The sequence below is a fragment of the Lactobacillus sp. UMNPBX1 genome (genome assembly GCF_002554085.1).
GTDB lineage: Bacteria > Bacillota > Bacilli > Lactobacillales > Lactobacillaceae > Lactobacillus > Lactobacillus crispatus.
The window spans coordinates 1-22,999 of sequence record NZ_PCZI01000009.1 but is presented as its reverse complement, the minus strand read 5'-3'; the positions used below and the strand labels follow the sequence as shown (position 1 = coordinate 22,999).

General features: G+C 38.5%; 22 protein-coding genes, 2 pseudogenes and 3 other annotated features. Of the genes and pseudogenes, 5 read left to right on the top strand and 19 right to left on the bottom strand.

Translation table 11 applies throughout. The features are described 5' to 3' along the window. Positions 1 to 25 precede the first annotated feature (25 nt). The 6 genes from CP352_RS06145 to CP352_RS06120 form a co-directional block, all read right to left on the bottom strand. A complete protein-coding gene (locus CP352_RS06145; protein WP_089143597.1) occupies positions 26 to 799 on the bottom strand; it encodes an ABC transporter ATP-binding protein in 774 nt (257 codons plus the stop codon). Further along, a complete protein-coding gene (locus tag CP352_RS06140; protein WP_013086640.1) occupies positions 792 to 1,718 on the bottom strand; it encodes an iron ABC transporter permease in 927 nt (308 codons plus the stop codon). Before CP352_RS06140 ends, CP352_RS06145 begins: the two co-directional genes overlap by 8 nt. Before the next feature lie 5 nt (positions 1,719 to 1,723). Next, complete coding sequence (gene isdE, locus CP352_RS06135) at positions 1,724 to 2,605, bottom strand: heme ABC transporter substrate-binding protein IsdE (RefSeq protein WP_057726865.1); 882 nt, start codon at positions 2,603 to 2,605, stop codon at positions 1,724 to 1,726. Further along, the gene (locus CP352_RS06130) at positions 2,602 to 3,321 is read right to left on the bottom strand and encodes an NEAT domain-containing protein (protein WP_013086642.1); all 720 of its coding nucleotides are present in this window, start codon (positions 3,319 to 3,321) and stop codon (positions 2,602 to 2,604) included. Before CP352_RS06130 ends, isdE begins: the two co-directional genes overlap by 4 nt. Further along, positions 3,321 to 3,920 (bottom strand): hypothetical protein, encoded by a 600-nt coding sequence (locus CP352_RS06125; RefSeq protein WP_089143599.1) that lies wholly within the window; start codon positions 3,918 to 3,920, stop codon positions 3,321 to 3,323. Before CP352_RS06125 ends, CP352_RS06130 begins: the two co-directional genes overlap by 1 nt. Positions 3,921 to 4,035: 115 nt before the next feature. Further along, positions 4,036 to 4,629: a hypothetical protein gene (locus tag CP352_RS06120; protein WP_023488229.1), complete on the bottom strand. Its 594-nt coding sequence runs from the start codon at positions 4,627 to 4,629 to the stop codon at positions 4,036 to 4,038. A 204-nt stretch (positions 4,630 to 4,833) separates the two neighbouring features. Here CP352_RS06120 and CP352_RS06115 point away from each other — a divergent pair, with 204 nt between their 5' ends. Continuing rightward, on the top strand, positions 4,834 to 5,613 hold the full coding sequence (locus tag CP352_RS06115) for an SLAP domain-containing protein (protein WP_089143600.1): 780 nt from the start codon (positions 4,834 to 4,836) through the stop codon (positions 5,611 to 5,613). An 84-nt stretch (positions 5,614 to 5,697) separates the two neighbouring features. Here CP352_RS06115 and CP352_RS06110 read toward each other — a convergent pair whose 3' ends face one another. Then, positions 5,698 to 6,174 (bottom strand): TIGR02452 family protein, encoded by a 477-nt coding sequence (locus CP352_RS06110; RefSeq protein WP_089143605.1) that lies wholly within the window; start codon positions 6,172 to 6,174, stop codon positions 5,698 to 5,700. On the opposite strand from CP352_RS06110, the pseudogene CP352_RS11320 reads away from it, so the two are divergent. After that, a pseudogene (locus tag CP352_RS11320) lies at positions 6,161 to 6,247 on the top strand (integrase); the annotation flags it as partial. The gene CP352_RS06110 and the pseudogene CP352_RS11320 sit on opposite strands and share 14 nt — an antisense overlap. Before the next feature lie 45 nt (positions 6,248 to 6,292). Here CP352_RS11320 and CP352_RS06105 read toward each other — a convergent pair. The 6 genes from CP352_RS06105 to CP352_RS06080 form a co-directional block, all read right to left on the bottom strand. Next, positions 6,293 to 6,784 carry a hypothetical protein gene (locus CP352_RS06105; RefSeq protein ID WP_013086645.1) on the bottom strand — a complete coding sequence of 164 codons (492 nt, stop codon included), beginning with the start codon at positions 6,782 to 6,784 and terminating at the stop codon, positions 6,293 to 6,295. Next, positions 6,777 to 7,595: a DUF3100 domain-containing protein gene (locus tag CP352_RS06100; protein WP_013086646.1), complete on the bottom strand. Its 819-nt coding sequence runs from the start codon at positions 7,593 to 7,595 to the stop codon at positions 6,777 to 6,779. The genes CP352_RS06105 and CP352_RS06100 overlap by 8 nt, the downstream gene beginning before the upstream one ends. Further along, positions 7,592 to 8,863 carry a M20/M25/M40 family metallo-hydrolase gene (locus CP352_RS06095; RefSeq protein WP_089151181.1) on the bottom strand — a complete coding sequence of 424 codons (1,272 nt, stop codon included), beginning with the start codon at positions 8,861 to 8,863 and terminating at the stop codon, positions 7,592 to 7,594. Before CP352_RS06095 ends, CP352_RS06100 begins: the two co-directional genes overlap by 4 nt. 195 nt (positions 8,864 to 9,058) lie before the next feature. Next, positions 9,059 to 10,264: an amidohydrolase family protein gene (locus CP352_RS06090; protein ID WP_061204901.1), complete on the bottom strand. Its 1,206-nt coding sequence runs from the start codon at positions 10,262 to 10,264 to the stop codon at positions 9,059 to 9,061. Between the two features lie 10 nt (positions 10,265 to 10,274). Continuing rightward, positions 10,275 to 11,906, bottom strand: coding sequence for a peptide ABC transporter substrate-binding protein (locus CP352_RS06085; protein WP_005729018.1), 1,632 nt, complete (start codon positions 11,904 to 11,906; stop codon positions 10,275 to 10,277). A gap of 78 nt (positions 11,907 to 11,984) precedes the next feature. Then, positions 11,985 to 12,240 (bottom strand) — a binding site (T-box leader). A gap of 62 nt (positions 12,241 to 12,302) precedes the next feature. Next, positions 12,303 to 13,118, bottom strand: a complete 816-nt coding sequence (locus CP352_RS06080) for a Cof-type HAD-IIB family hydrolase (RefSeq protein ID WP_089143602.1) — start codon at positions 13,116 to 13,118, stop codon at positions 12,303 to 12,305. Between the two features lie 228 nt (positions 13,119 to 13,346). Between CP352_RS06080 and CP352_RS06075 the strand changes: the two genes are divergently transcribed. The 3 genes from CP352_RS06075 to CP352_RS06070 all read left to right on the top strand — a co-directional run bounded on the left by CP352_RS06075 (position 13,347) and on the right by CP352_RS06070 (position 16,312). Next, the gene (locus CP352_RS06075; protein ID WP_005723395.1) at positions 13,347 to 14,900 is read left to right on the top strand and encodes a multicopper oxidase family protein; all 1,554 of its coding nucleotides are present in this window, start codon (positions 13,347 to 13,349) and stop codon (positions 14,898 to 14,900) included. 24 nt (positions 14,901 to 14,924) lie between these two features. Further along, positions 14,925 to 15,089, top strand: coding sequence for a hypothetical protein (locus CP352_RS11150; protein WP_005719854.1), 165 nt, complete (start codon positions 14,925 to 14,927; stop codon positions 15,087 to 15,089). A 97-nt stretch (positions 15,090 to 15,186) separates the two neighbouring features. Continuing rightward, positions 15,187 to 15,424, top strand: a binding site (T-box leader). 36 nt (positions 15,425 to 15,460) lie between these two features. Next, on the top strand, positions 15,461 to 16,312 hold the full coding sequence (locus CP352_RS06070) for a lipoprotein (RefSeq protein WP_089143603.1): 852 nt from the start codon (positions 15,461 to 15,463) through the stop codon (positions 16,310 to 16,312). Between the two features lie 66 nt (positions 16,313 to 16,378). Here the strand turns inward: CP352_RS06070 and CP352_RS06065 are convergent, their stop codons facing one another. From CP352_RS06065 to CP352_RS06040, 6 genes and pseudogenes are all read right to left on the bottom strand, one after another. Then, positions 16,379 to 17,290 (bottom strand): L-lactate dehydrogenase, encoded by a 912-nt coding sequence (locus CP352_RS06065; protein WP_005727148.1) that lies wholly within the window; start codon positions 17,288 to 17,290, stop codon positions 16,379 to 16,381. A 61-nt stretch (positions 17,291 to 17,351) separates the two neighbouring features. Beyond that, positions 17,352 to 17,828 (bottom strand): transcription elongation factor GreA, encoded by a 477-nt coding sequence (greA, locus tag CP352_RS06060; RefSeq protein ID WP_005719856.1) that lies wholly within the window; start codon positions 17,826 to 17,828, stop codon positions 17,352 to 17,354. 78 nt (positions 17,829 to 17,906) lie between these two features. Then, positions 17,907 to 20,327 (bottom strand): phenylalanine--tRNA ligase subunit beta, encoded by a 2,421-nt coding sequence (pheT, locus tag CP352_RS06055; RefSeq protein WP_089143604.1) that lies wholly within the window; start codon positions 20,325 to 20,327, stop codon positions 17,907 to 17,909. A 3-nt stretch (positions 20,328 to 20,330) separates the two neighbouring features. Then, a complete protein-coding gene (pheS, locus tag CP352_RS06050; protein ID WP_023488239.1) occupies positions 20,331 to 21,380 on the bottom strand; it encodes a phenylalanine--tRNA ligase subunit alpha in 1,050 nt (349 codons plus the stop codon). Positions 21,381 to 21,420: 40 nt separating this feature from the next. Next, positions 21,421 to 21,628 (bottom strand) — a binding site (T-box leader). A gap of 39 nt (positions 21,629 to 21,667) precedes the next feature. Continuing rightward, entirely contained in the window at positions 21,668 to 22,537 is an 870-nt protein-coding gene (locus tag CP352_RS06045) for a transporter substrate-binding domain-containing protein (RefSeq protein ID WP_180706832.1), read from the bottom strand. Positions 22,538 to 22,543: 6 nt separating this feature from the next. Then, a pseudogene (locus CP352_RS06040) lies at positions 22,544 to 22,909 on the bottom strand (ATP-binding cassette domain-containing protein); the annotation flags it as partial. Between the last annotated feature and the right edge of the window lie 90 nt (positions 22,910 to 22,999).

Below are 22,999 nucleotides of genomic sequence, written 5' to 3'. Positions count from 1 at the left end.
AGACCGCGAGTTTTCTCGTGGTCTTTTATTTTGCCTCAGAACCTGCCATTAACAAGACTTTTCCCTGCTCAGTTTCGATCATCTCGCAATCTATGCCAAAGTTTTGCCTAATCGCCTGCGCCGTAATTACCTCTTCTGGCCTGCCCTGCTTTTGAATCCTGCCTTGGTTGAGCAAAATTACCTGATTACTATATTGCAAAGCCTGATTCAAATCGTGCAAAATCATGCAAATCGTCAAATTCTGCTTTCGATTCAATTTTTTCACTAAATCCAAAAAGCGATACTGAAAATACAAATCCAAGTATGTTGTTGGTTCATCTAGAAAAAGATATTCCGGCTCTTGCGCCAGTGCTGTAGCAAGCCACACACGCTGCTGCTGACCGCCAGATAATTGCGCTATAAACTTATCTGCCAAATCAGCAATCTCTAGCTCCTGCATAATCTGTTGAAGGCGAGCAGATCCATTTTCTTCATCCCCCATCAAGGAATGATACGGCAGACGCCCCATTTTAACCAGTTCCTTGACAGTTATCTGATCATACAATTGATTCTGCTGGTGGACAATTGCTACCTTTTTGGCAAAATCCTTCGCAGCTAGCTGCCAGATATCTTGCCCATCTAGCGTAATTGTCCCCGCAGACGGCCTTATTGCCCGTGTAAGCAAGCGAAACAAGGTTGACTTGCCAGATCCATTAGGACCAATTAAAGTCGTAATCTGGTTCTCCTGCAGGCTCAGAGAGAATTGATTAAATAATTGTTTTGACCCATATGAAAAATCAATCTGCGACGCTTTAAGCATTTTTCTGCCTCTTCCATAAAATTAAAATCATTACTGGACCACCAACAATAGCCAAAATAATATTAGCCGCAATCTCGTTTGGCGCTGTAATTACCCGGCCGATGGTGTCAACGAACAATAAAAACCAAGCTCCAGCAAAAATCGAAAATGGAATGATTTTTTGATAATCATATCCCAAAAGCAAACGAGCAACCTGTGGCACAATAATTCCGATAAAGGCTAAAACACCAATGCAAGCCGTTGTTGTTGCGGCCAAAACCACTGCAATTAGCATCAAGACTAAACGCAGGGTTTTAGCAGAAACACCTAAAGACGTCAGCTCTTCATCATTGATCTTTAAGTAATTAGCCCAATTCATAAAACAAATCGCGCAAATCAGCCCTATTATGCCAATAACCAATAAATACATTGTTGATCCCCAACTACTTGTGGCCAGGCTGCTGCCACTATTTTGATTATTAGTGAAAACTTCCTGCATCCCCGTGAACACCGCATTCAATGCCACTCCGATGATAATTAACTGATAAGGCGTCATCTTTTTTTGGAATAATAAAAGAAGCCCAAACGCTAGCAGTCCGCCAATAATCGCGAAAATAATTTTACCAAAGAAAATTTCTGGCAAAATAATAACCGCTAGCAATTGACATAAACTGGCTGCACTAGAGATCCCCATAATTCCAGGTTCTGCAATCGGATTGCGCAAAGTTGCCTGAAAAAAGGCACCACTAACAGAGAGGCTAGCTCCTGCTACTAGTGCCGAAATAATCCGCGGGACACGGATATTAAACAAAATATTCAATTGGCTGTTAGTCATCTTTTGCATTGAAAAATTGCTTGCTCCGTGAGTTAATGCAAAGAAAATCGTACTGATTAACAAAACTGCTAAAATCAAGTTTATCCAAATTACCTTTTTCTTCATTTTGATCACTTTCCAGGGTACAACCAGTTGCTTAATTTATTCAATGCTTGAGAAACATTCATGTTAGCTGAAGCATTAAAGTCTGGTTGCTGTAGGTCATAAACTCTGCCTGTCTTTACGGCTTTCATCGTCTTCCAAACAGAATTTTTCTTAAACTCTTGCTTAAATTGTGGCAAAGTTACATTTGGTAAAGCATGTTCTAATCGCAAAATGACATCTGGATTTTTAGTAGCTAGCGAGTCATTACTTGGTGACAAATAGATCTGACTATCAGAGTGATAGATATTTTCCCCACCAGCTATTCTGACCAAATCACCTAAATATGATCGATTAGTTAGAATCATGTAATTAGCGCCAGGCAAGCCCATCAAGATCAATACTCTAGGCTTACGACCGTGAACACGTGCTTTAGCCTTTTTAACGGCTTTTTTGATTAAGCCAATCTGATAATCAGCCTGTCTCTGCCGGTAATACTGCTTGCCTAATGAACTCAGTGTAGCTTCAAGGTCAGCTACTGAATCCAGCTTCAGATATGTAACTTTAACGCCTTGTTCTTTAAATGATTGATCATACTGATCTTTTAAAGTTGAGACTGCATAGACACGAGTGGGATTCAAAGAAGCAATCTTTTCAACACTTGGCTTCATTGGACCCCCAATCTTGGGCACCTTTTGATAGCGTGCTGGTAACTTAGCCTGCGTCTTTGGAACCCCTGCTAAATTAACGTTCAATTTATCAAAAATTTCAGTAATCGCTGCACTTGTGGCAACAATCTTTTCATTATTGGCAACTTTTTGATCAATCAATCGTTTAGCACCAATTGCCACTCCGATGATTGCTACTAAAAATATAATTAAACCAATAATTAATCCTTTACGTTTTTTCATTTACTTTTTCTTTCCTTGGCATTTACGACAATCAAAACAGCAACGCCAATTAAAATTAACGAACTAAGCACTCCAGCCAAAATAACATAATAAAAATTTCGCTGCCTTTGTTGATTAGCACGTTGATTGCGTGCATTCTGCGCTATTTGCCTGTTAGCTATTGCCGCTTGCTTCTTTTGTGCCAATTGCTCCTTAGGCTTAACACTCTTGTTTTTCACCTGTGGCGCGCTACGTTTTATCGCACTTTCTGCATGACTTGCTCGCTCTTTTTTATTTGTTAACTTAGGCAATTGCGTAGTGTCAAAAGCAAATGTAATATTGTGTGTTGCTTGGTAAACATGTGGCACATCTATTTTAATTTGACTAGAAATATCACGTTTTAAATTATTAGTGCGAAAACTATAGCGATAATCATAGTCACTGCCATGCCGCGTTTTTACTACGTTTAGCGGTGCTTGTCCATTAATCGTTAACACCCGAACCGGATAGGGACTTAGATCTTTCTTAGTGCGAATTGTCATCGTTACCAGGTACTGATTGTCGTCTACCACAACCTGAGCAGGACGCGCATAGTAGCCATCAGCCATCGAGGTCTGATGCGTGCCATACTTGTAAGTACGATAACTCACGCTTTGTGCACTAACAGTCACACCAAAAATAAACAAACAAGTTAGCAACAAGAAAGGAAAAGAGATAATTTTAGCTATATTTTTCATTATTTCTTTCTCTTCAAAATTTTATTTCTTAAGTAAAAGGCCAAACCAATAATTGCAGCATCAAATGCTAAAAAGCCTGCGATCACAGGCAAAAATGGATATTCCACCGCTGCAATCGTCGCCATCTTTTTCTTCTTGGGTGTCAACTTTGCCCCAGGTTTTACACTAGAGTTTGAAGAAGACTGCTGCTTTTTAACTGGCTTTGACTGCGGTTGAGCGCTACTTGTAGCATTTTCTGCATCTTTACTACTGTCGTCATTAGCTGCAGGAATAGCATCACTAGTACTACTTGAATCAGTGCTACTATTTGCTTCGGTTAATGCCTTGCTTACAGTCGAACTGTGCGCCACATTTTTTACACCAAAAGCAAACCAGACCTTAAACAAACGATCATGAATATTGGCAATTGGTACGCTCAAGCGCAGACTCCCCTGAGCCTGCTTCTTCAACTGATTTAGCGACTTGAAGTGGACCTGATAAGTCCAGATATCCTTGCCAGCTTGTTTGGTAAAACGCAGGTTTGAAATTGAACCAATTCCCAGTGAAACCGGCTGAAATTTGGTCACCATCCCATGCTTTACCTCAACTTTTAAGGTCATAACATAGCCCTGCTTTACTTTTTCAATCCTGGCATGATGCGTGTAAAAATTATTTGCTGCAGAAACGCCACTGCGATCCGCCTTATAGACCGCATAATTGATATTTTGAACCTTTTTATCTGCGCTGACCGTGTGTACTTTTCTTACTAACTTTTTTGACGCTCTTTTTACTAGCCTTCTTTTGCTTCTTGTCGGTCTTTTTCTTGCTAGTAGTTAAACCGCTAACCTTGTCATACTTCACCCAAGCTTGTTCGGTCATCTTACCACCAAAGTCAATAGTGACTTGCATCTTGACCCAACCATTATTTTTGAAAGCTTTGCCTGCAAAAACAAAGTCAAAACTAGATTTGTCGGCGGAAACATTTTCCTTTTTACCGCTAACGCCATTAATCTTGAGGGATTTTACAATCTTATTTACGTTTTGCCCCTTGCCCATTGGACTATTTTTACCATCGACATGGATTATCATTTTAGTCACATGCTTTTGACTAACTGTTAATTGCACCTTATCTCCCACAAAACCTTGAGCCATTGACTTAGCATGGTTGCGGTGATTTTTACTGTATTTGTAAACCGTCATTCCCACTGTCTTTTGACTTTGTTCAGCGGCCATTACAACCGGATTAGTTTGCATAAATGCCACTCCAGGTGCCATTAAAGTCATTGCGACCGAACTACTTGCGATTAACTTAAGTAACTTTTTATTCATTCTAATATCCTTCTTTTTACTATTAATACTATTAGTCTTTTCTATTATAAAGTTCTTAAAATAACTATGCAATCGGTTTCAAGATGATATTTTATTCAGCTTATTATGCTCATAAAAAAATAAAATAACAAAAAATATATTGATTTATAACATTTATTTGATCATAATGTAAGCGATATCTAAAATTCGTGGGAGGAAACTTTTATGAGAAAAAATACTAAAATCATTTTAACATCACTTGCTTTACTCGCAAGCGCTAGTGTTTTGGCACCATCAGCTGTAGTGTCTGCAGCTGATCAACCTGCTACTAATGTTGCTGCAACTACTGCTACTAGTCAAAACAGCGACTTGCAAACTATCACTATGACTATTACCAAAACTGGCAGCACTACCCCATCAGAAGCTGCTATGTTCTTGGGCAACTCTGCTCAAGTTAATGTTAAGGACGGTAAAGTTACCGAAGTAATTATTCACGTTGATGGCTCTAAAGCACCAATGACCAAAGGTCAAGACATGTCTAAGATGGTTGCTAGCCTAGCATTGAATGGTGTAGCCGGCAAGCAAGAAAATGTTGCTAAAGACGGCTCATCCCTTGACTATGTTTTCTCAGCAGATGCTTATAAAGAAGGCGCTGGCAGCTTAGAATTCGGTCTTAACGTTATGGGCAAGACCATGAACGAAAAGGCTGATATTACTTTAGGTAAGGTCGCTGAAGACACTGCTAATAAAGATGCCAATACTACATCTGACAAGACTCAAACTGATGCCGCTGCTGCTAAAAAGACAGCTGCCAAGAAAGCTAAGGCCGTTAAGCGGACTCTGAAGCACAATGCTTATGTCTACAAGAAGAACGGCAAGCGTGCTAATAAGAAAGTTTTGAAGAAAGGTCACCGCGTTAACACTTATGGTCGCGCAATTAAATTACACGGTAAGACTTTCTATCGTATTTCTAAGAACACTTACGTTAAAAAAGCTAACTTTTAACTAAAAATTTATTTCAAGAAAATAAAAAGACGGGCGTTGGCTCGTCTTTTTTGTTTGGATTGTTATTTGAGAGAAAATTTCTATTTAAACAAAAATATCCTTAAAATCAGCTACCACGTCTTTATTCTTTCTGCCAGGAATAACAGCGTAAATCACAGTGGAGATGCTTGTCGGAGTATCAAAGGCCTCCTGCCACATTTTTGCGACTTCTTTTGCGTTAAAGCCAAAAACGTCTGCACCCCAGTCGCCCAGAATAAGCACATCCACTTGTTGATCTTCAGCAATTTTCTTAACGAATTTCATTCGCTCAATCATTGCATCATTTGCCATTCCTTTTGCTTTGCCTCGGGCAGCAGATTTATTTGGAGCAGCGCAAGTAATGACATCTGTTTTTGCGCTAGGTCTAGTACTCGTATCCCAAAGCACATCAGGCGTGTAAATTGCTCGATCAGTATAAAGATTGTCATTGAGGTGTTGCTTATTCCAAGCATAATAATCTGTAAAACTGGTAATTATTGGATAAAGATCAGATACGCCGCAAAGTGCCTCTTCCAATGCCATTAACCACAAACATCGCCGAATCCTCCAGTATCAGACAGCAGAAGAACTCTTCAAGCAATATATCTCTTCATAACCTAACTGTTGCACTTAATTTGACAATTCAGGAATAAAAGGATTTTTATCTTCCACTCAAATTAAGAGCTATTTGAGAAATCAAAGTATCCATGAAATACATACCGAAAAAGACAAATAATGCCACAATTAAGATCTTCCATGAAATCTTTGATAAATCCTTCAATCTATGAGTTACTGAAATTCCGGCAAAGGCTAATACCGATGTAGTTAATGATAAAAAATCTACTGCATTAATTACACGAACACAATATGGACTAAGCAAACAGAAAACTAATGAAACGATAGACACCCAGCCTAGAATGGGAAATCCTCTAACAATCTTCCACGGAACTCGTTTCATTAACATACTGATAATAATGCCAATCAGAGAAAACAGCCATAATAGACCTAGGCCGGCAAAAGTATCAGGTGTAATTGGGGTGCTCTTAGGATTTTTTACTAACTTAATCCACTGAACAAATAAAACTAAACTAACACTAAGCAATAAAATTAATGCATCTCTACCTAATTTATAAAAATTATTTTCTCTAATCATGTTCTGGGTATACTTCTTTCTTTTTATCAAGCAAACTAGTCAAGTGAACATACATGAATCTTTGCAAAGGAACTGCGAGGAAATACATAATATAAGTTCCAATAAAACTAGTTAACAACTGACTTGCTGCCGCAAATGATAGAATCGTCTCACTATGTTTAGGAACCAGAGCTGCTAAAGCTGAAGAAGCTGCAGTCATCATAGAACTTGATCCTACTCCAGAACTCATCGCAACAGCTTGATAACTAAAGCCCATCCCCAAAAGAACTGGTGCTAAAATTGAGAAGACAATCGAACCAAAAATTGTTCCAATTAAGTAAATACCTAGGACTCCTCGACCTTCCGGTGAATCAAGTGTATATTTTTCACTAATATAGGCTAGTTCTCCTTCTCTGCCTAATCCCAATGTTGAGCCAATGGCCTCTTGTCTTAATCCTAGTAATAAAGCTACTGGTAGTCCAAATAAAATTGTGCCTAAATTACCTAACTCATGAATGAGAAATACCCAACCTACTGATAAAATTTCATTAATCTTAGGTGCAACATTTGCTCCATAACGTGCCATTAGTGGCAACATTATTAAAATCATATATTTTCCAGCAAACTTTACTCTTTTATCATTGTAAAGCCGCTTGATTGGCTTTAAGGGGAGCAAATAAACAATAATTGCTAAAATAACTGCAAATACTAATGGCAGAATTGAAACTTCAATCTTACCAATTTTGAAAACCTGCATCCCAATAAGTTCGGCAATGGTGTCAATCAATAAAACTAAAATAATTAATGGACCATAATTTTTTAAAGATTTCATTTTTCTGCTCCCATTTTGTTTAATTGCTCAAGATATTCCTGTTTTGTTCTACGATAAGCTTCGATTTTATCTAAATTATTTGAAATTTTTAGAATACAGTTAAAAACGAATTTTGGAAAAAGATCCAACACAAATATTGGATCAACTAACTCAAAATCAACACCATGGATTGTCCCATTCCAACCACCATATCCAATTTGAATAGTTGGCATTAGATAACTTACATCTCCAATGTCTCCAGCCGCCATCGTATAACCACGATTTTCAATTAAACCTGGAATTTCATCACTATCCAAAAATGTATTTTTAACTAATGCATTCATATCTCTATTAGACTTTAATGGCAAGTAGCCAACTTGAATTTCCGATTGATAATTTCCACCTAAGGCAGATGAGCAACCAGCTGCTGCTGTAGTAAATTGTTGCATCAACTGATGAGCGTACTCAGCATCAAAATATCGTAAGTCAGTCCCCATTCGAATATGATCTGGAATTACATTAATTGATTCAGTATTTTCACCTATCCTCACCGGATTAAATCTAATTTGATTAGATTCCTTCAGTTGTTGACGCTTAAAGGCTAGAGCTGTGGTAAACAAAGTTGCGATACTTTGAGCATTAATTCCTGCTTCAGGAGCAAATGCAGCATGACTAGCTTTACCTAAAAAATCGAAATATTGAAAATTAAAACCTGCTAGATCACAATTAATCTCGATTGTTCTTTGATCAAAATTTTCACCTATAGCATGAACTGAGACACAGTAGTCGACATCATCAAAGACACTTAATTTAATTGCTTCTTGTTTACCACCAAAATAAGTGATTTTTCCTTCCGCTTTCTGTTTTTTGCGCCACTCCAAATCAACAAATTCTTCAGCCGGTGTAAAAATAAATGCTAAGTTAGCGCCAAAATCACCAATTCGTTTATTTTTCACTAGTTCATTCATAATCGCTAAAGCTATTGTCACCTGAGTATAATGGCCACAAGCTTGAGCTGCTCCTGTTTCACTATCAGCATTTCTATGCCCCGGCTGGTATAGTGAATCTAGTTCTGCAATAATTCCAATAGTCTTAGTTTGGTGATTATTAAACACCACTTTTATCCCTGTATTGCAGAAATGTTCGACTTTTACCATAGGAGTGATTTCATGAATAGCTTCTTCTATCGCCTCAGAAGTTTTATACTCCTTATATCCCAACTCCGGATTATTTAGTAGATAATCTGCTAATTCCCGCATTCTTGGATAGTATTCTTGAAAACTCGACATTCAATTCCCCACTTTTTCAAATCATCAATATTACATTTGATGGTTTAAATAGTACAGCGATATTCAATCTGAAGCAAGAACAATTTTTAATTATAATAAATAAATGGTTCGTATTTTAAATAACGATAAGCATAAATAAAGCATCACTTACAAGAAAAATCTCACAAGTGATGCTTTATTTGTAGTAAAAAATATTTAGAATTTACGTAAACCATGTTGGTAAACTTGCTTGTCTTTTTGGCCGACTGCAGCAACATTTTCTAATGGATTATCCCGCAAAACTAGGAAATCCGCATATTTGCCAACTTCAAGCGAACCATATTCTTGATCAACCTTAAGCAATTCAGCACTACCCAAGCCGCCTGCTCTTAAAGCTTGATAATTTGTGGCTCCTGCTCTAACCAATTCCACTAATTCATTAGGTGTATCAGAGAAGCGATTGAAATATGTTCCTGCGTCTGTCCCCATTGCCAGTCTCACCCCCTCCTTGATCGCATGGCCGACATGATTATAAAAGTCATCAACTACTGCACACATCTTGCGGTATGAGAACTCAGGTACAACATCTTTTCCATGAACGACGATTGTCCGACCTGCAGTCAATGTTGGTGACAAAAATGTACCTTGTTTTTTCATCAAAGCCAAGTCATTATCATCTAAATAAAAACCATGTTCTACAGAATCAACTCCTGCAACAACTGCATAATGAATACCAAGTCGTCCCTCGGCGTGAGCACAAACTGTCATATGCTTGGAATGAGCCTCTTCTACTGCCATCTTCATTTCTTCAAGCGAAAGCTCAGTATCATCTACTTCATCCCCAAGTGACATAATTCCACCGGTAGCCATCAACTTGACATTTTTTGCACCTTTGGTAAATTGTTCTCGGACTGCTCTACGCATGTCCTCTGGACCGTTAACCAAATGACTAGCATTTTGCTCTCCATTTAACCCCACCTTGAAATCACCATGTCCGCCGACAATTGACATTGTCATTCCAGTTGGCATCACTTGAGGACCTTCAAAAGGATACTGCTTGCGCATCTGCACTAATTTACAGTCAACATCAAAGGATGTGCCACAACTACGAACATAAGTCACACCAGTTTGTAAAGCTTCACGCAGATCCCGCAGTGCTGCATAAGTAGTCGAAGCTTCAGTAGTCGGAAATTTTTTCTTCAAGTCAGAATCAAGCCCCATGTGAGTATGTGAATTAAGCAAACCGCTCATCACATATTTCCCTTTAAGGTCAACTTGTTTGTCAAAATCTGCTGTGCATTTTCCCTTACCTTGATCGGTCAATTTACCTGTTTCATCATCAACGACAAACCAAGCATTATCTACTAGATTATCTTCATTACCAACGAATAAATTACAATTTACAAAAGCTGTTTTAGTCATTATTTTTCTCCTAATTATTACTTACAGATGCATCTTTAAAGCTGAAATTACCACCCAAGAATTCTACATTTTTAACACTTGGTCGAACCATCCAAGCTTGACCATCATGGAATAATGGCGTCAATCCTTGTTGATCAGTTAAAACACGTTCTGCATTATACAAATCTTCTAATCGCTTAGTAGGATTTAATTCCTTATCTGAATTATTCATATACTTGTCAAAATCTTTGTTAGACCATTTACCGAAGTTATAACTTTGTCCTGTCATCATTGTGTGCAATTGTGAATTAGGATCTAAATAGCCCGAAGTCAATCCAGTAAAGACTGCCTCGAAATCACCATTGAGCATTTTCTTAACTCTAGTAGTCTTCGGCATGCTTCTAACAGTTACATCAACTTTTTTGCCAAAGGTATCTTCTAACTGGCTTTGCACAAACTCTAAAACCTTTTTAGAAACGTCATCATCGTCACCCATTAAGGTAAAGGCCAACTTATTCTTACCCAATTCTTTTAATGCTCTATCATAAAGTTTCTTAGCGCCTGCAGGGTTATAATTCATATATTTATTAGCTGGATTTTTGCTTTCAACATACTGGTCAAAATTCTTACCATCAACATATTCATTTGGTCCAGCAAAAGTTCGAGCTACGGTATTAGCACCACCAACTGTTTTAGCCAATTGAGCTCGGTTAAGTGCCATTGAAACTGCTCTTCTAAAATCGACATTAGCTAGTTCTGGATGCTTGGATACATTGAAAGTCAAGTATTCAGTTCTATCTAGTTTATAGACTGTATAACCAGATTGACCCTTCAGTCTCTTTGAAGCCTGAACATCAAGATAGGCACCATCTAATTTGTTAGCCTGATACAGATTGTAATCAGTTGAAGGCGTCTTTTGTACACTATAATTAACCGTCTGCAATTTAACTTTATCTTTGTCCCAATATTGATCATTCTTTTCTAACTTCCAGTTAAGACTTGAACCAGTCCAGCCTTTTTGAACAAACGGACCATTGTAAACCATATACTTAGATGCAGTCCCATATTTTTTGCCAAACTTTTCGACTACGTGTTTATTTTGCGGATTCCAACCAACTGACAAGGCTTTAAAATACGGTACGGGATGTTTCAAGTGAACTACCAATTCATATTTACCCTTAGCTTCAACACCTAAAGTCGACGGAGCTTTTTTCCCAGCTAAAACATCATCTGCATTAACTACATTTGACCACTCATTTTGCTGTTGTGATTGTGTCTTAGGATCAAGTGTCCGTCTTAAAGAATAAACAAAATCTTCAGCGGTCACTGGATCACCATTAGACCACTTAGCATTCTTTCTTAAAGTAAAAGTCCAGGTCAAACCATCTTTACTCTGATTAGTTTTAGTAGCCACACCAGATACAACTTTACCCGCTTTATTCAGTCTATTGAGCCCTTCAAAAACATTAGATGCCTGTTCACTACCAGTTGTATCTACCATCTTTGAAGGATCCATAGTTTGGATTTCTGAGGTAGTCATCCAGGTCAATTCTTGTTTAGGTGCTTTAGCACCAGATTTGCTTGATGAACATGCAGATAAAGTACTTACGCCTAAAAGTGCTACTACAGTCGTGCCAAATAAGTGCTTCAATGTTTTTCTCATTTTTATCTCTCCCATAAGTCAAAAAAATTAACAACAAGCTTATGATAATTAAAAAACGCCCTACTAGATCAATTGATCTAATAGGGCGTCTTCAACGCGGTACCACCTATTTATTCGTAGAATAATACTCACAAAAATTCTACCTCATGCACGTGCGGCTGATTCTATCAAAATCAGCGATACGTCGCCGCTATAGAGGGCGGACCCTGAAAATGCTAATATCGCACTTTCAGCTCAAAGGTGATTTTCACTTAATTCATCATTATCTTCTTCCACCAACCGAAGACTCTCTGCAAATCATTTATTAAGTTACTTTCCTTATCAAAGCTCTTTTTTTATTTGTTGTAAACAATAATATCATGTATTTTTAATCTGTCAATTATTTTTTTATTTTTTTCAATTGTTAAAAATAAAATGATCAATTGCCTCGGCAACTGCACCATGATTATTATCAGCCTGAGTAATGTAATCGCATTGCTCTTTCATAGCAGGATTGACATTAGCCACACCAACACCCACACCAGCAGCCTGAATCATTGACAAGTCATTAAAATTATCACCAATGGCAATTGTTTCTTCAATCGGCACCCTAAGCTGCTCAGCCAGCTTCATCAGTCCCGCGCCTTTATTGACACCTTTACGGTTAAATTCTAAATAACGATTAGATGAATATGAAATATCCAATTCTTGCGTAATTGGTCCTAATTCAGCGGCGATCCGGTGCAAATAATTATTATCAAGACTCTCATAGAGCACCTTGGCAATTTTCTGCCCCTCCAAAAATGACAAGTCTTTATCTTCAATCTCTTTAAACTGGTGTCGTCCCGTCATATAGGCACGTTCATCATCATCGATATGATACGTATATACCATATCTTGAGTGTAAACATGCATGGCAATATCTAGTTCAACCCCATGCCGATATAACCGATCCGCAATTTCATTAGGCAAGCCGTCAAAATACAGCACGCGATTATTCTTATTTTCTGTAATGCTGGCACCATTGAATGAAATCACATATTCATTAGCTACCTGCTCTAATCCTATTTCCTTTAAAGTATTTTGGACAGAAACGTAGCCTCGTCCAGTTGCAGGAACAAATTTTACACCGTGAGCAACTGCTTTTTGAATCGCTTCTCTATTTTCTACTGAGACATGCGTATCTGCGCTCAACAACGTTTCATCTAAGTCACACGCAATAATTTTATACATCTAGTCACCTCTTCATGCTTAGTTTACCGGAGACACGCAAGCCTAGCAAGGCAACAAATCTTGTAAAATAACATAATTCGTCTAAGTGTAAGCGATTACAAAATAGTAAAAATATTTTTCATTACATAGTTATAATAGACATGCAAGCCTTTAAATAACAGCGTTCTTGCGCCTTGAAGACGGTAAAAAATCATGCTAAGTTGGTGTCAAAAGGATGGCGTTAATAAGATGACAGATAAGATATACACTAATTACTTTATCGAAGATGAAGATTTTGACAAAAACCACTTCCACTACAAGAAATTAAGCATCCCTCAAGGTGTAGAAGCTCAGCCATTAGCTGTCCCTCCAGTTCTTGCACCGGATAAGGAAACTGATACTGATGTCTGGTTCACTCTTGAATCAATTGAAAGCGAAAGCCAAATATTGCCTGGAGCTAAGACCAAGACTTGGGGTTATAACGCTCCTTTGTTAGGTAAAACCATGGTCTTAAAACGTGGCCAGCGAGTTCACGTTACCTTAAAAAATAGTTTACCAGAACTAACAACTTATCACTGGCATGGCATGGAAGTTCCTGGTCCTATTACTGATGGTGGCTGTCATGCCCCTGTTTATCCAGGTGAAGAAAAGCAAATCGAATTCACTGTTAATCAACCAGCTGCCTTAACATGGCTTCATGCTCACCCATGTCCATCCACCGCTGCCCAAGTTTGGATGGGATTAGCTATGGGCGTAGTAGTAACAGATGAAAACGAAGCTAAACTCCCAATTCCTAAAAACTATGGCGTTGACGAGTTTCCAGTTATTTTGCAAGACCGTACTTTCCACAAAGATAATCAACTTGACTATCGCGCTGATTATGATGCAATGGGCGTCTTCGGTGAAACACCATTAATCAACGGCACGGTTCGCCCTTATGTTGATGTAACAACACAAAAGATTCGTTTACTATTCTTAGGTGGGTCTAACCGTCGTGAATGGCGCTTGCACTTTGATGATGACCTAGTTATGACTCAAATTGCAGGTGACGATTCATTTTTGCCTCATCCAATCAAAATGACTAAGATCTTGGTAACACCTGGTGAACGGCTTCAAGTTGTAGTTGACTTCAAGGATTACCATGATGGCGATGTCGTTAACCTTTATACTGATGATTTCAAACTAATTGAATTTAGAATTCACAAGTTTGCACCTGACAACAGTGTTATTCCTGATACATTATTCAAACCAGAAATTCCTGAAATCGCTGAAGATTTGCCAGTTCGTAAAGTAACTATGGATGATCACAACAAGATAAACGGCAAGCAATTCGCAATGCAGCGGATCGATATGAAGCAACAAGTTAGTCATGCTGAATACTGGGACGTAACTAATACCAACTCTAAGGAACACGGTATGTTGCACCCATTCCATATTCACGGCACACACTTTACAGTCGTTTCACGTGATGGCGAAAAGCCATTTCCAAATGAATATGGTTACAAAGACACCATTCCTGTCAGACCAGGTGAAACCGTCCGCTTGCGTGTAGAATTCCCACAAACTGGAGTCTTCATGTACCACTGCCACATTATTGAACACGAAGATGCCGGAATGATGGCTCAAATCGAAGTATTCGACCCTAAACACCCAAAGACATACAAGTTAATGGATATGAAGACATTAACCGACGCCTTTGCTAAAGAAAGAGGCATTAAACCTGAAGATGTGTGGATGCCAGGAATGGATACCGAAGGTTGCGGCATGGAAGTTGACAGCAGTTCTGGTGCTAGTCAAAAATAAAGGAGCTTCAAAATGTGCTCAGGAATGAATAACTTATTTTGGAAAATTATTTGGGTAATTGTTTACGCCATTACTGCCTACTTTACTTTTACCGGCAAAATGATGATGGCAATGTACTGGATGGCCGGTGGGATGTTGGCTGAATCGGTTGTCTCACTCATTTACTACTTTGTTAATCGACAAAAATAAACTTTTTCTCACTATTTCTTCCGTTACTAACTTTTTAACTAAGTAAAAAAATTTATTTGACAAAATTAAAACGAGATGATAAATTAATAGCAATAATTAAAAAATCTTGATGAATAGAGTAATTATAGCTAGCTTTCTTACAGAGAATTACTGGTTGGTGAGAAGTAAAAGAAACTGCTTAATGAAAATGGATTCAGAATGATTATACTAGTGATATTTAGCTAGTATTGGGGTTGCTCTCGTTAACAATGCAAGCTATTGTTAGATAGCTATTGAGGTCAGTTATGTAAATAGCTGGCAAATAAAGGTGGTAACACGAAGCACTCGTCCTTTGAGGATGGGTGCTTTTTTTGCATATGAGAGAAAGAAAAATGAGAAAAAGAAGACAGCGGAATATTATTATTGGCACCATTGTTAGCTTATTGATTATCGTAGCTGGTTACTTCAGCTTCTTTTGGACGCCAAAAAGCAACGGTCAAACCAAAGTTAGCGTAGGAATCGTTGGTGCCAGCAAAGGTGACATTGCAATCTGGAAAAGCGTTGCTCAAACCGTCAAACAGAAATATGGAATTATTTTAACCACTAAAAGTTTTGATGGTTATGACCAACCTGACAAGGCACTTAAATCCGGTGACGTTGATCTGAATGCCTTCCAGCACTATGCTTTCCTCAACGCCTGGAACAAAGCCAACCATGGCGGAATTACTGCAATCGGTAAAACCTATATCTCACCTATTCGCTTATATTCCAAAAAATATCATAGCCTAAATGCACTACCTGAAGGAGCAACAATTGTGGTCCCCAGCAATCCCACCAATGAATCGAGAGCACTTTTTGTTTTGAAAAATGCCGGGTTGATCAAATTGAAGAAGGGCAAAGTATTGGTCTCTGTTGCAGATATTACTGCCAATCCTAACCACTTCAAAATTAAAGAAGTTGCATCTGAACAAACTAGCCGCGTGATCGATGATGTTGATGCCGCTGTCGTCAACAATGACTTTGCTGGCCCTGCACATCTAGGTGACAAGCAAACTATCTTTGTCGAACCATTGAATAAAGACTCTGAGCAATGGATCAATATTATTTGCGCCCGCACCAAGGATAAAAATAAAAAGATTTATCAAGAAATTGTTAAAGCATACCAGACCAAAAAGACCAAGCAAATTTACAAGAAATACTACGGCAACAAGCAAATTGCCGCTTGGGATGTAAAACTAAAATAAGCAATAAATAAGACGAGAACTACAATGACTGTAATTCTCGCCTTATTTTTTTATAATGACTATTTTTTATTTCTTCAATTGCTTCAAGTGTTCTTTGATCTTATCTGCAGCAGCTTGCAACTTTTCTTTTTCTTCAGAAGTAAGCTTTAATTCAATTTCTTCCTCAATGCCGTCGCGACCAATAATAGCTGGATAACCAATATAAGTCTTGTATTCAGGATTATAAACTGAAACAGGACAATATAGATGAGCATCGCTAAAGACTGCTTGAACTAAACGAGTAGCACAAGTGGCAATAGCATAGCTAGTATAGCCCTTTCCCTTAGCCACAATAAAGGAATTCTTATTTGATTGTTCACTAATCTTTTCTTGTTCTTCATCACCAAACAATTGGAAAGCAATCTTGTTGTTAACTCTTACCGTTGACCAGGCTGTAAATTGTGAAGAACCATGTTCACCTAAAACGAAACCTTCTACGTTACGTGGATCTTGACCAAGTTTTTCACCAATTATTCTTTGAACTCTTGCAGTATCAAGGAAAGTACCAGTACCAAAGACGCGATTCTTCTTTAAACCAGAAGTTTCTTGCAAAATTTGAGTAATTGCATCACATGGATTAGAAATATTGATCAAAACGCCGTGAAAGCCTGATTCTTTAATATCTGCACCAACTTCTTTGGCATTTCTTGCATTTAATTCAAACTCACCAAAGCGGTCGCCTGTCTTAACTGAAGCCGCAATATCACCAAAAGCGGTAATAATAATGTCAGCATCTTCTAAGCCGTCCCAATCTTGCTTTCGCACATTAACATAGCTATCATTTCTAGCCAAAGTATCATGCAAGTCATTGTATTCAGCATTTACTTTAGCTTCATTTTTATCAATTAAAATCAGTTCGTCAACCATACTGTGCGTAAATAAAGTATAGGCAACGGTTGCACCAACATGGCCCATGCCAATAATACCAACTGTTCTCATTTTAAAATCCTTTCAAAAAAACAAAAAGGAAGATAGTCATAGCTACCCTCCCTTTTTATTATTAGGCTTTAACTTCGTTAATTACAACGTCAAACTTGCCACCAGGAGTGGTAATTGATACGGTTTCACCCTTCTTTTTGCCCAATAAAGCTTGAGCAATTGGTGAATCGTTAGAAATCTTGCCATTCAATGGATCTGATTCATCACTACCTACAATAGTGTAAGTTTCTGGATCATCAGTACCAACTTCAGTATAGGTAATTGTTTTACCAACTGAAACTTCGTTAGGATCAACGCTTTCTGCATCAACAACTTGCGCATACTTAAGCATTTCTTCAACTTGCGCAATTCTGTCTTCCAAGTGACTCTGTTCGTCCTTAGCTGCGTCATATTCGGAGTTTTCTGACAAGTCACCGAATGAACGCGCAACCTTAATACGTTCAATAACTTCTGGACGCTTAACTAATTTTAAGTTCTTTAATTCTGCTTGAAGTTTTTCTTTACCTTCAGCAGTCATTGGATAAGATTTTTCAGGCATATTTTTAACTCCTCAGAAATTAATTTTCTTTATCTTGCACTGATCAATAATATTAATTTACGTCAATAATGTCAACCTTTAACGAACTTTAATCGCAAGATCATTTTCAAGAGCAGCAACAACCTTGTCCATGGCGTTATTAACAACATCATCAGTCAAAGTATCTTCTCTATTCAAGAAGGTCAAGTTGTAAGAAATACTCTTCTTGCCAGCTGCAATGTGACTGCCTTCGTAAACATCAATTACTTTAAGATCAACTAAGTATTTACCAGCATTAGATTCAATGACATTCTCAATTTCTTGGTTAGTAACTGGCTTATCAACTAAAAGTGACAAGTCACGTTGAATTGCTGGGAACTTAGGTGCTGGAACGGCAGTTACACCCTTAGTCAACATTGGAATAATGGTATCCAAATCAATTTCGTAACCGTAAAGTTCACTGCCGCGAAGTGCCTTATCAGAAAGAGTTACTGCATGAGCAACCATTCCGATCATCCCAACATATTGCTTATCAATATAAATACCGGCAGTTCTAGTTGGGTGCATCCCTTGAATACCTTCAGCCTTGTAGACTACCTTATCAAGATCAATGCCAACTGCAGCAAACAAGTTAGTTAATTGACCCTTAACAAAGTAGAAGTCTACCTTTTGGGTTAAATGTTGCCAATTTTCCGCAAAAGTATTGCCAGAGTAAATAGCTGCTAAATGTTCATGCTCGTTGAATTTACCACCATCATGGTCATAAGTTCTGCCTTGTTCAAATAAAGCTAATTGTGTTTGCTTTCTAGCAAAGTTGTAACTAGCAGCATCTACCAATCCAGTCATCAAATTCTCACGCATTGCAGAACGGCTTGAGTTAAGTGGTGATTTAACTTCAACTAATTCTTTTGGATCCTTAGTGTAACGAGTTGCCTTTTCAGGTGAAGTCAATGAGTAAGAAATAGCTTCCATCAAGCCTTGTCCTTCAACGATTGCCTTCATCCGGCGCATCATTTCTTCTTTTTCTGAGTAGCCACCGTGAGTTTCTGGCAAAACAGGTTGAGTAGATTCAAGATTGTCATAGCCGTACAAACGACCAACTTCTTCAACCAAGTCAGCTGGAATTGAAATATCCCATCTTCTATTTGGTACATGAACAGCTAAGTTGTCACCATCTACATCGACCTTGAAGCAGAGACGATCAAAGATCTTCACAATTTCATCAACTGATAATTTTGTACCTAAAACTTTATCAATATATGAAGCAGTAGTCTTAACCACAACTGGTTCACGTTTTTGATCAGTTGCCTTGAGAATGCCTTCATCAACCGTAGCGTTAGCATCATTTCTAAGCAGAAGGGCAGCCATATTGATTGCCTTTTCAGTCGCATCCCAGTTAACACCCTTTTCGTAGCGGCTGGATGCTTCAGTACGGTTAGCGTGACGAAGAGCTGCTTTTCTTACAAGTGCTGGATCAAAAATGGCAGATTCAAGAATGACATCAGTAGTTTCTGAAGTAATTTCTGAGTTAAGACCACCCATTACACCAGCCATCATCACTGGCTTTTCACCATCAGTAATGATGATGTCATTTGGATCAAGCTCGGCTTCTTTTTCATTAAGCAAAGTAAGCTTCTCACCCTTATTAGCAAGTCTTACTTCAAACTTTCCGTTAGCAAAAGTCTTAGCGTCATAAGCATGCATTGGTTGACCAGTTAACAGCATGATATAGTTAGTAACGTCAACTACATTGTTAATTGGACGAATGCCTGCATTCCAAAGACGACGTTGCAACCAAAGTGGTGAGTCTTGAATCTTAACATTCTCGAGCTTACGTAAGTAAAACTTAGGTGCAAGCTTTTCATCAACTTTAACATCGAGTGAATCTGTCCAGGCTGGACCATCTTCTTTTAAGACAACCTTTTCTTCAACCTTTGGCTTTTGGTCGATAATAGCACCGACTTCATAAGCTGCACCTTCCATGCCTAAAGTATCAGCACGGTTAGGAGTAATGTCGAAGTTCAAAATGTAATCATCCATGCCAAGTGCTTCATATACATCTTGACCAGGTTTAACTTCGGCATCTGCTGGGAATACGTAAATACCATCGACAAATTCTTGTGGCACAACGCTGTCGCTGAAACCAATTTCTTGCAAGCCACAGATCATGCCGTAGCTTTCCATGCCGCGGATCTTACCCTTCTTGATCTTTTCATTGCCAGCAATGCGGGCACCATGAAGAGCAACAATCACATCTTCGCCTGCAGCAACATTAGGTGCACCACAAACAATTTGTAAAGGTTCATCTTCGCCGACATCAACGTGAGTTAAATGTAAGTGAGTGCCTTCAACGCCTTCACAATCAAGGACATGACCGACAACTAATTTCTTTAAGCCATCCATTGGGTGAATACGGTCAGGAATTTCAACCCCGCTACGAGTAATTTCTTCTGCTAATTCGTATGGATCTTGACCATCTAAATCAAGAAAATCTTTTAACCAGTTATATGAAACTAACATCTATTATCTTTCCTCCTTACGGAATTGTTCTAAGAAACGTACGTCATTGGTGTAGAAGTCACGAATATCATCGATACCGTATTTCAAAATAGCGAAACGATCAAGACCAACACCGAAGGCAAAACCACCATAAACAGTTGAATCAATGCCAGCATTTTCCAAAACATTAGGGTGAACCATTCCGGCACCTAAAACTTCGATCCAGCCAGTGTACTTACAAATTGGGCAGCCCTTACCATCACAGTTAAAGCATGAAACGTCCATTTCAACTGATGGCTCAGTAAATGGAAAGTAGCTTGGACGCAAACGAGTTTCACGATCTTGACCAAAGACATGCTTAGAAATCATTTCTAAGGTACCCTTTAAGTCACTCATCGTGATGTTCTTATCTACTACTAAACCTTCCATTTGCATGAATTGGTGTGAGTGAGTAGCATCATCATCATCACGGCGGTATACCTTACCTGGACCAACCATCTTAAGTGGACCCTTTGAGAAGTCATGCTTTTCTAAAACTCTAGCTTGGTCACCTGAAGTTTGGGTTCTAAGCAAGTCTTCACTATCAATATAGAAAGTAGCTTGCATGTCACGAGCTGGGTGATCTTTAGGAATGTTCATCATTTCAAAACAGTAGTGATCGGTTTCAATTTCTGGGCCTTGCACTACCCGGTATCCCATGCCGATGAAGTAGCTTTCAAGGTCATCCAAGATGATGTTGATTGGGTGCTTAGAACCAAGGTGTGCTTCACGTCCTGGCAAAGTAACATCAATTTTTTCATCTTCAAGCTTCTTAGCTAAAACAGCCTTGACAATCTTTTCCTTAGCTTCGTCTAATTGAGCATTGAACAGGTCACGTAATTCGTTAACCTTTTGTCCAACTTCACGTCTGTTTTCTGGTGCAACTTCGCGCATTGAGTGCAAAATCTTAGTTAATTCACCTTTACGACCAACAAGTTCAACTCTAACATCGTTTAAAGTCTTTTCATCTTTAGCCTTGTTGATTTGGTTAAGCCCTTCTTCGTGGAGCTCTTTTAACTTATCAAATAAGTCCATTAAATCTTTCCTTTCAAAACAAAAAAAGCTCCGCCCCCTCAATAGGGACGAAGCGTCGCGGTACCACCCTAGTTTGGACGCAATACGCCCACACTTAAGTTTTCGTTAACGGTGAAATACCGGAATTGATTAGATCCTACTCCCAAGATGAAATTCACAGCGTTCTTTCTATCTTCTCTTGCAGCTTTTGAAAGAAGACTCTCTGTTCAGAAAAAATATCTGCTACTAGTCTTGATCTCAGTAATTAATTAATATGATATTTCTTTTACCTGTTTCTTGCAAGCTTTTTATTTACCTTGTGGCAAAACAATGTCACTTGGTCTAATTTCCTTACCAAAGTATGGCTTCAATTCTTTATTATAATCGTAAGTAAAGAAGCTTTCGCGATTCAATTTGGTAATCTCACGATCCATCCATTTTTGTAAGGACTTATTGCCCTTCTTCACCGCACCAGAGATGTATTGGTTAGGGCCAATAGTTTTAATTCCAACAGTAAACTTAGGATTACGCTTAACCCAAGCATACAAATAAGAATTATCATCGGCTAAAGCTGCGCCACGGCCGTTTTTAATTGCGTTAAACTGCTGGGTCTTGGAATCAAACTTCAGCAAGTTAACGCCTTTTTGCTTAGTAAAGTAATTTTCCGCTGTCGTACCTTTAGTCACAATTACACTCTTGCCCTTTAGCTGCTTAGCATTAGTTACAGGAGCTGACTTTGGTGAAATTACCCCGACTGATACCTTCATGTATGGTTTGGTCCAACTAGCCACGCTTTTACGCTCTGGTGTCAAAGTGAAGTTAGCCAAAACAATATCAGCCTTATTAGAATTCAAGGTATCAATTCGATTATTGGCATTAACTTGAATAAACTTAGGTTTTACGCCCAAATCTTTCGCCACTCTGCGAGCTAGGCGCACGTCATAGCCAACACGCTTACCTTGTGAATTAACCCAGCCATAAGGCGGTAGATCGCCAAAGACAGCCACTCTTAAATAGCCACGACGTTTAATTGAAGATACATTATTTTCATTATTCCATCTGTCGCCTGAAGCAGTGCCGTTAATTCCTGGTCGCGTAATTCCAAAATAACCAGCAATTACCACAACTACCGCCAAGAGGACAGCCATGATCCAATTAAAAATCTTTTTTGCCATCATTCACACCTAAAAATCCATACTCTCTAAAAATTCTTGTGCCCGCTTAGTCTGAGGTTTAGTAAAGAATTCTTTGCCTGGTGTCTCTTCCAAAATTTTTCCGTCTTCTAAAAATAGCACCTTATCGGCAATTCTCGCAGCGAAGTTCATCTCATGCGTAACAATGATCATCGTCATATGTTCGTTATCAGATAATCTTTGCATGATATCTAGCACGCCGCGAACCATTTCAGGGTCAAGCGAAGCAGTAATCTAATCAAAGAGCATTACTTCGGGATGCATAATCAAAGCACGCACAATCGCAATTCTTTGCTTTTGTCCACCTGATAATTCACGCGGATATGCCTTTGCATAATTAGCTAAACCGACTTGCTGCTATGAAAAATGTAAGCAAATGTATGACTATGTTCTATTTTCATACATTTTGGACTATTCGTGCTTTCCATTTCTCTTACCAACGTCTAC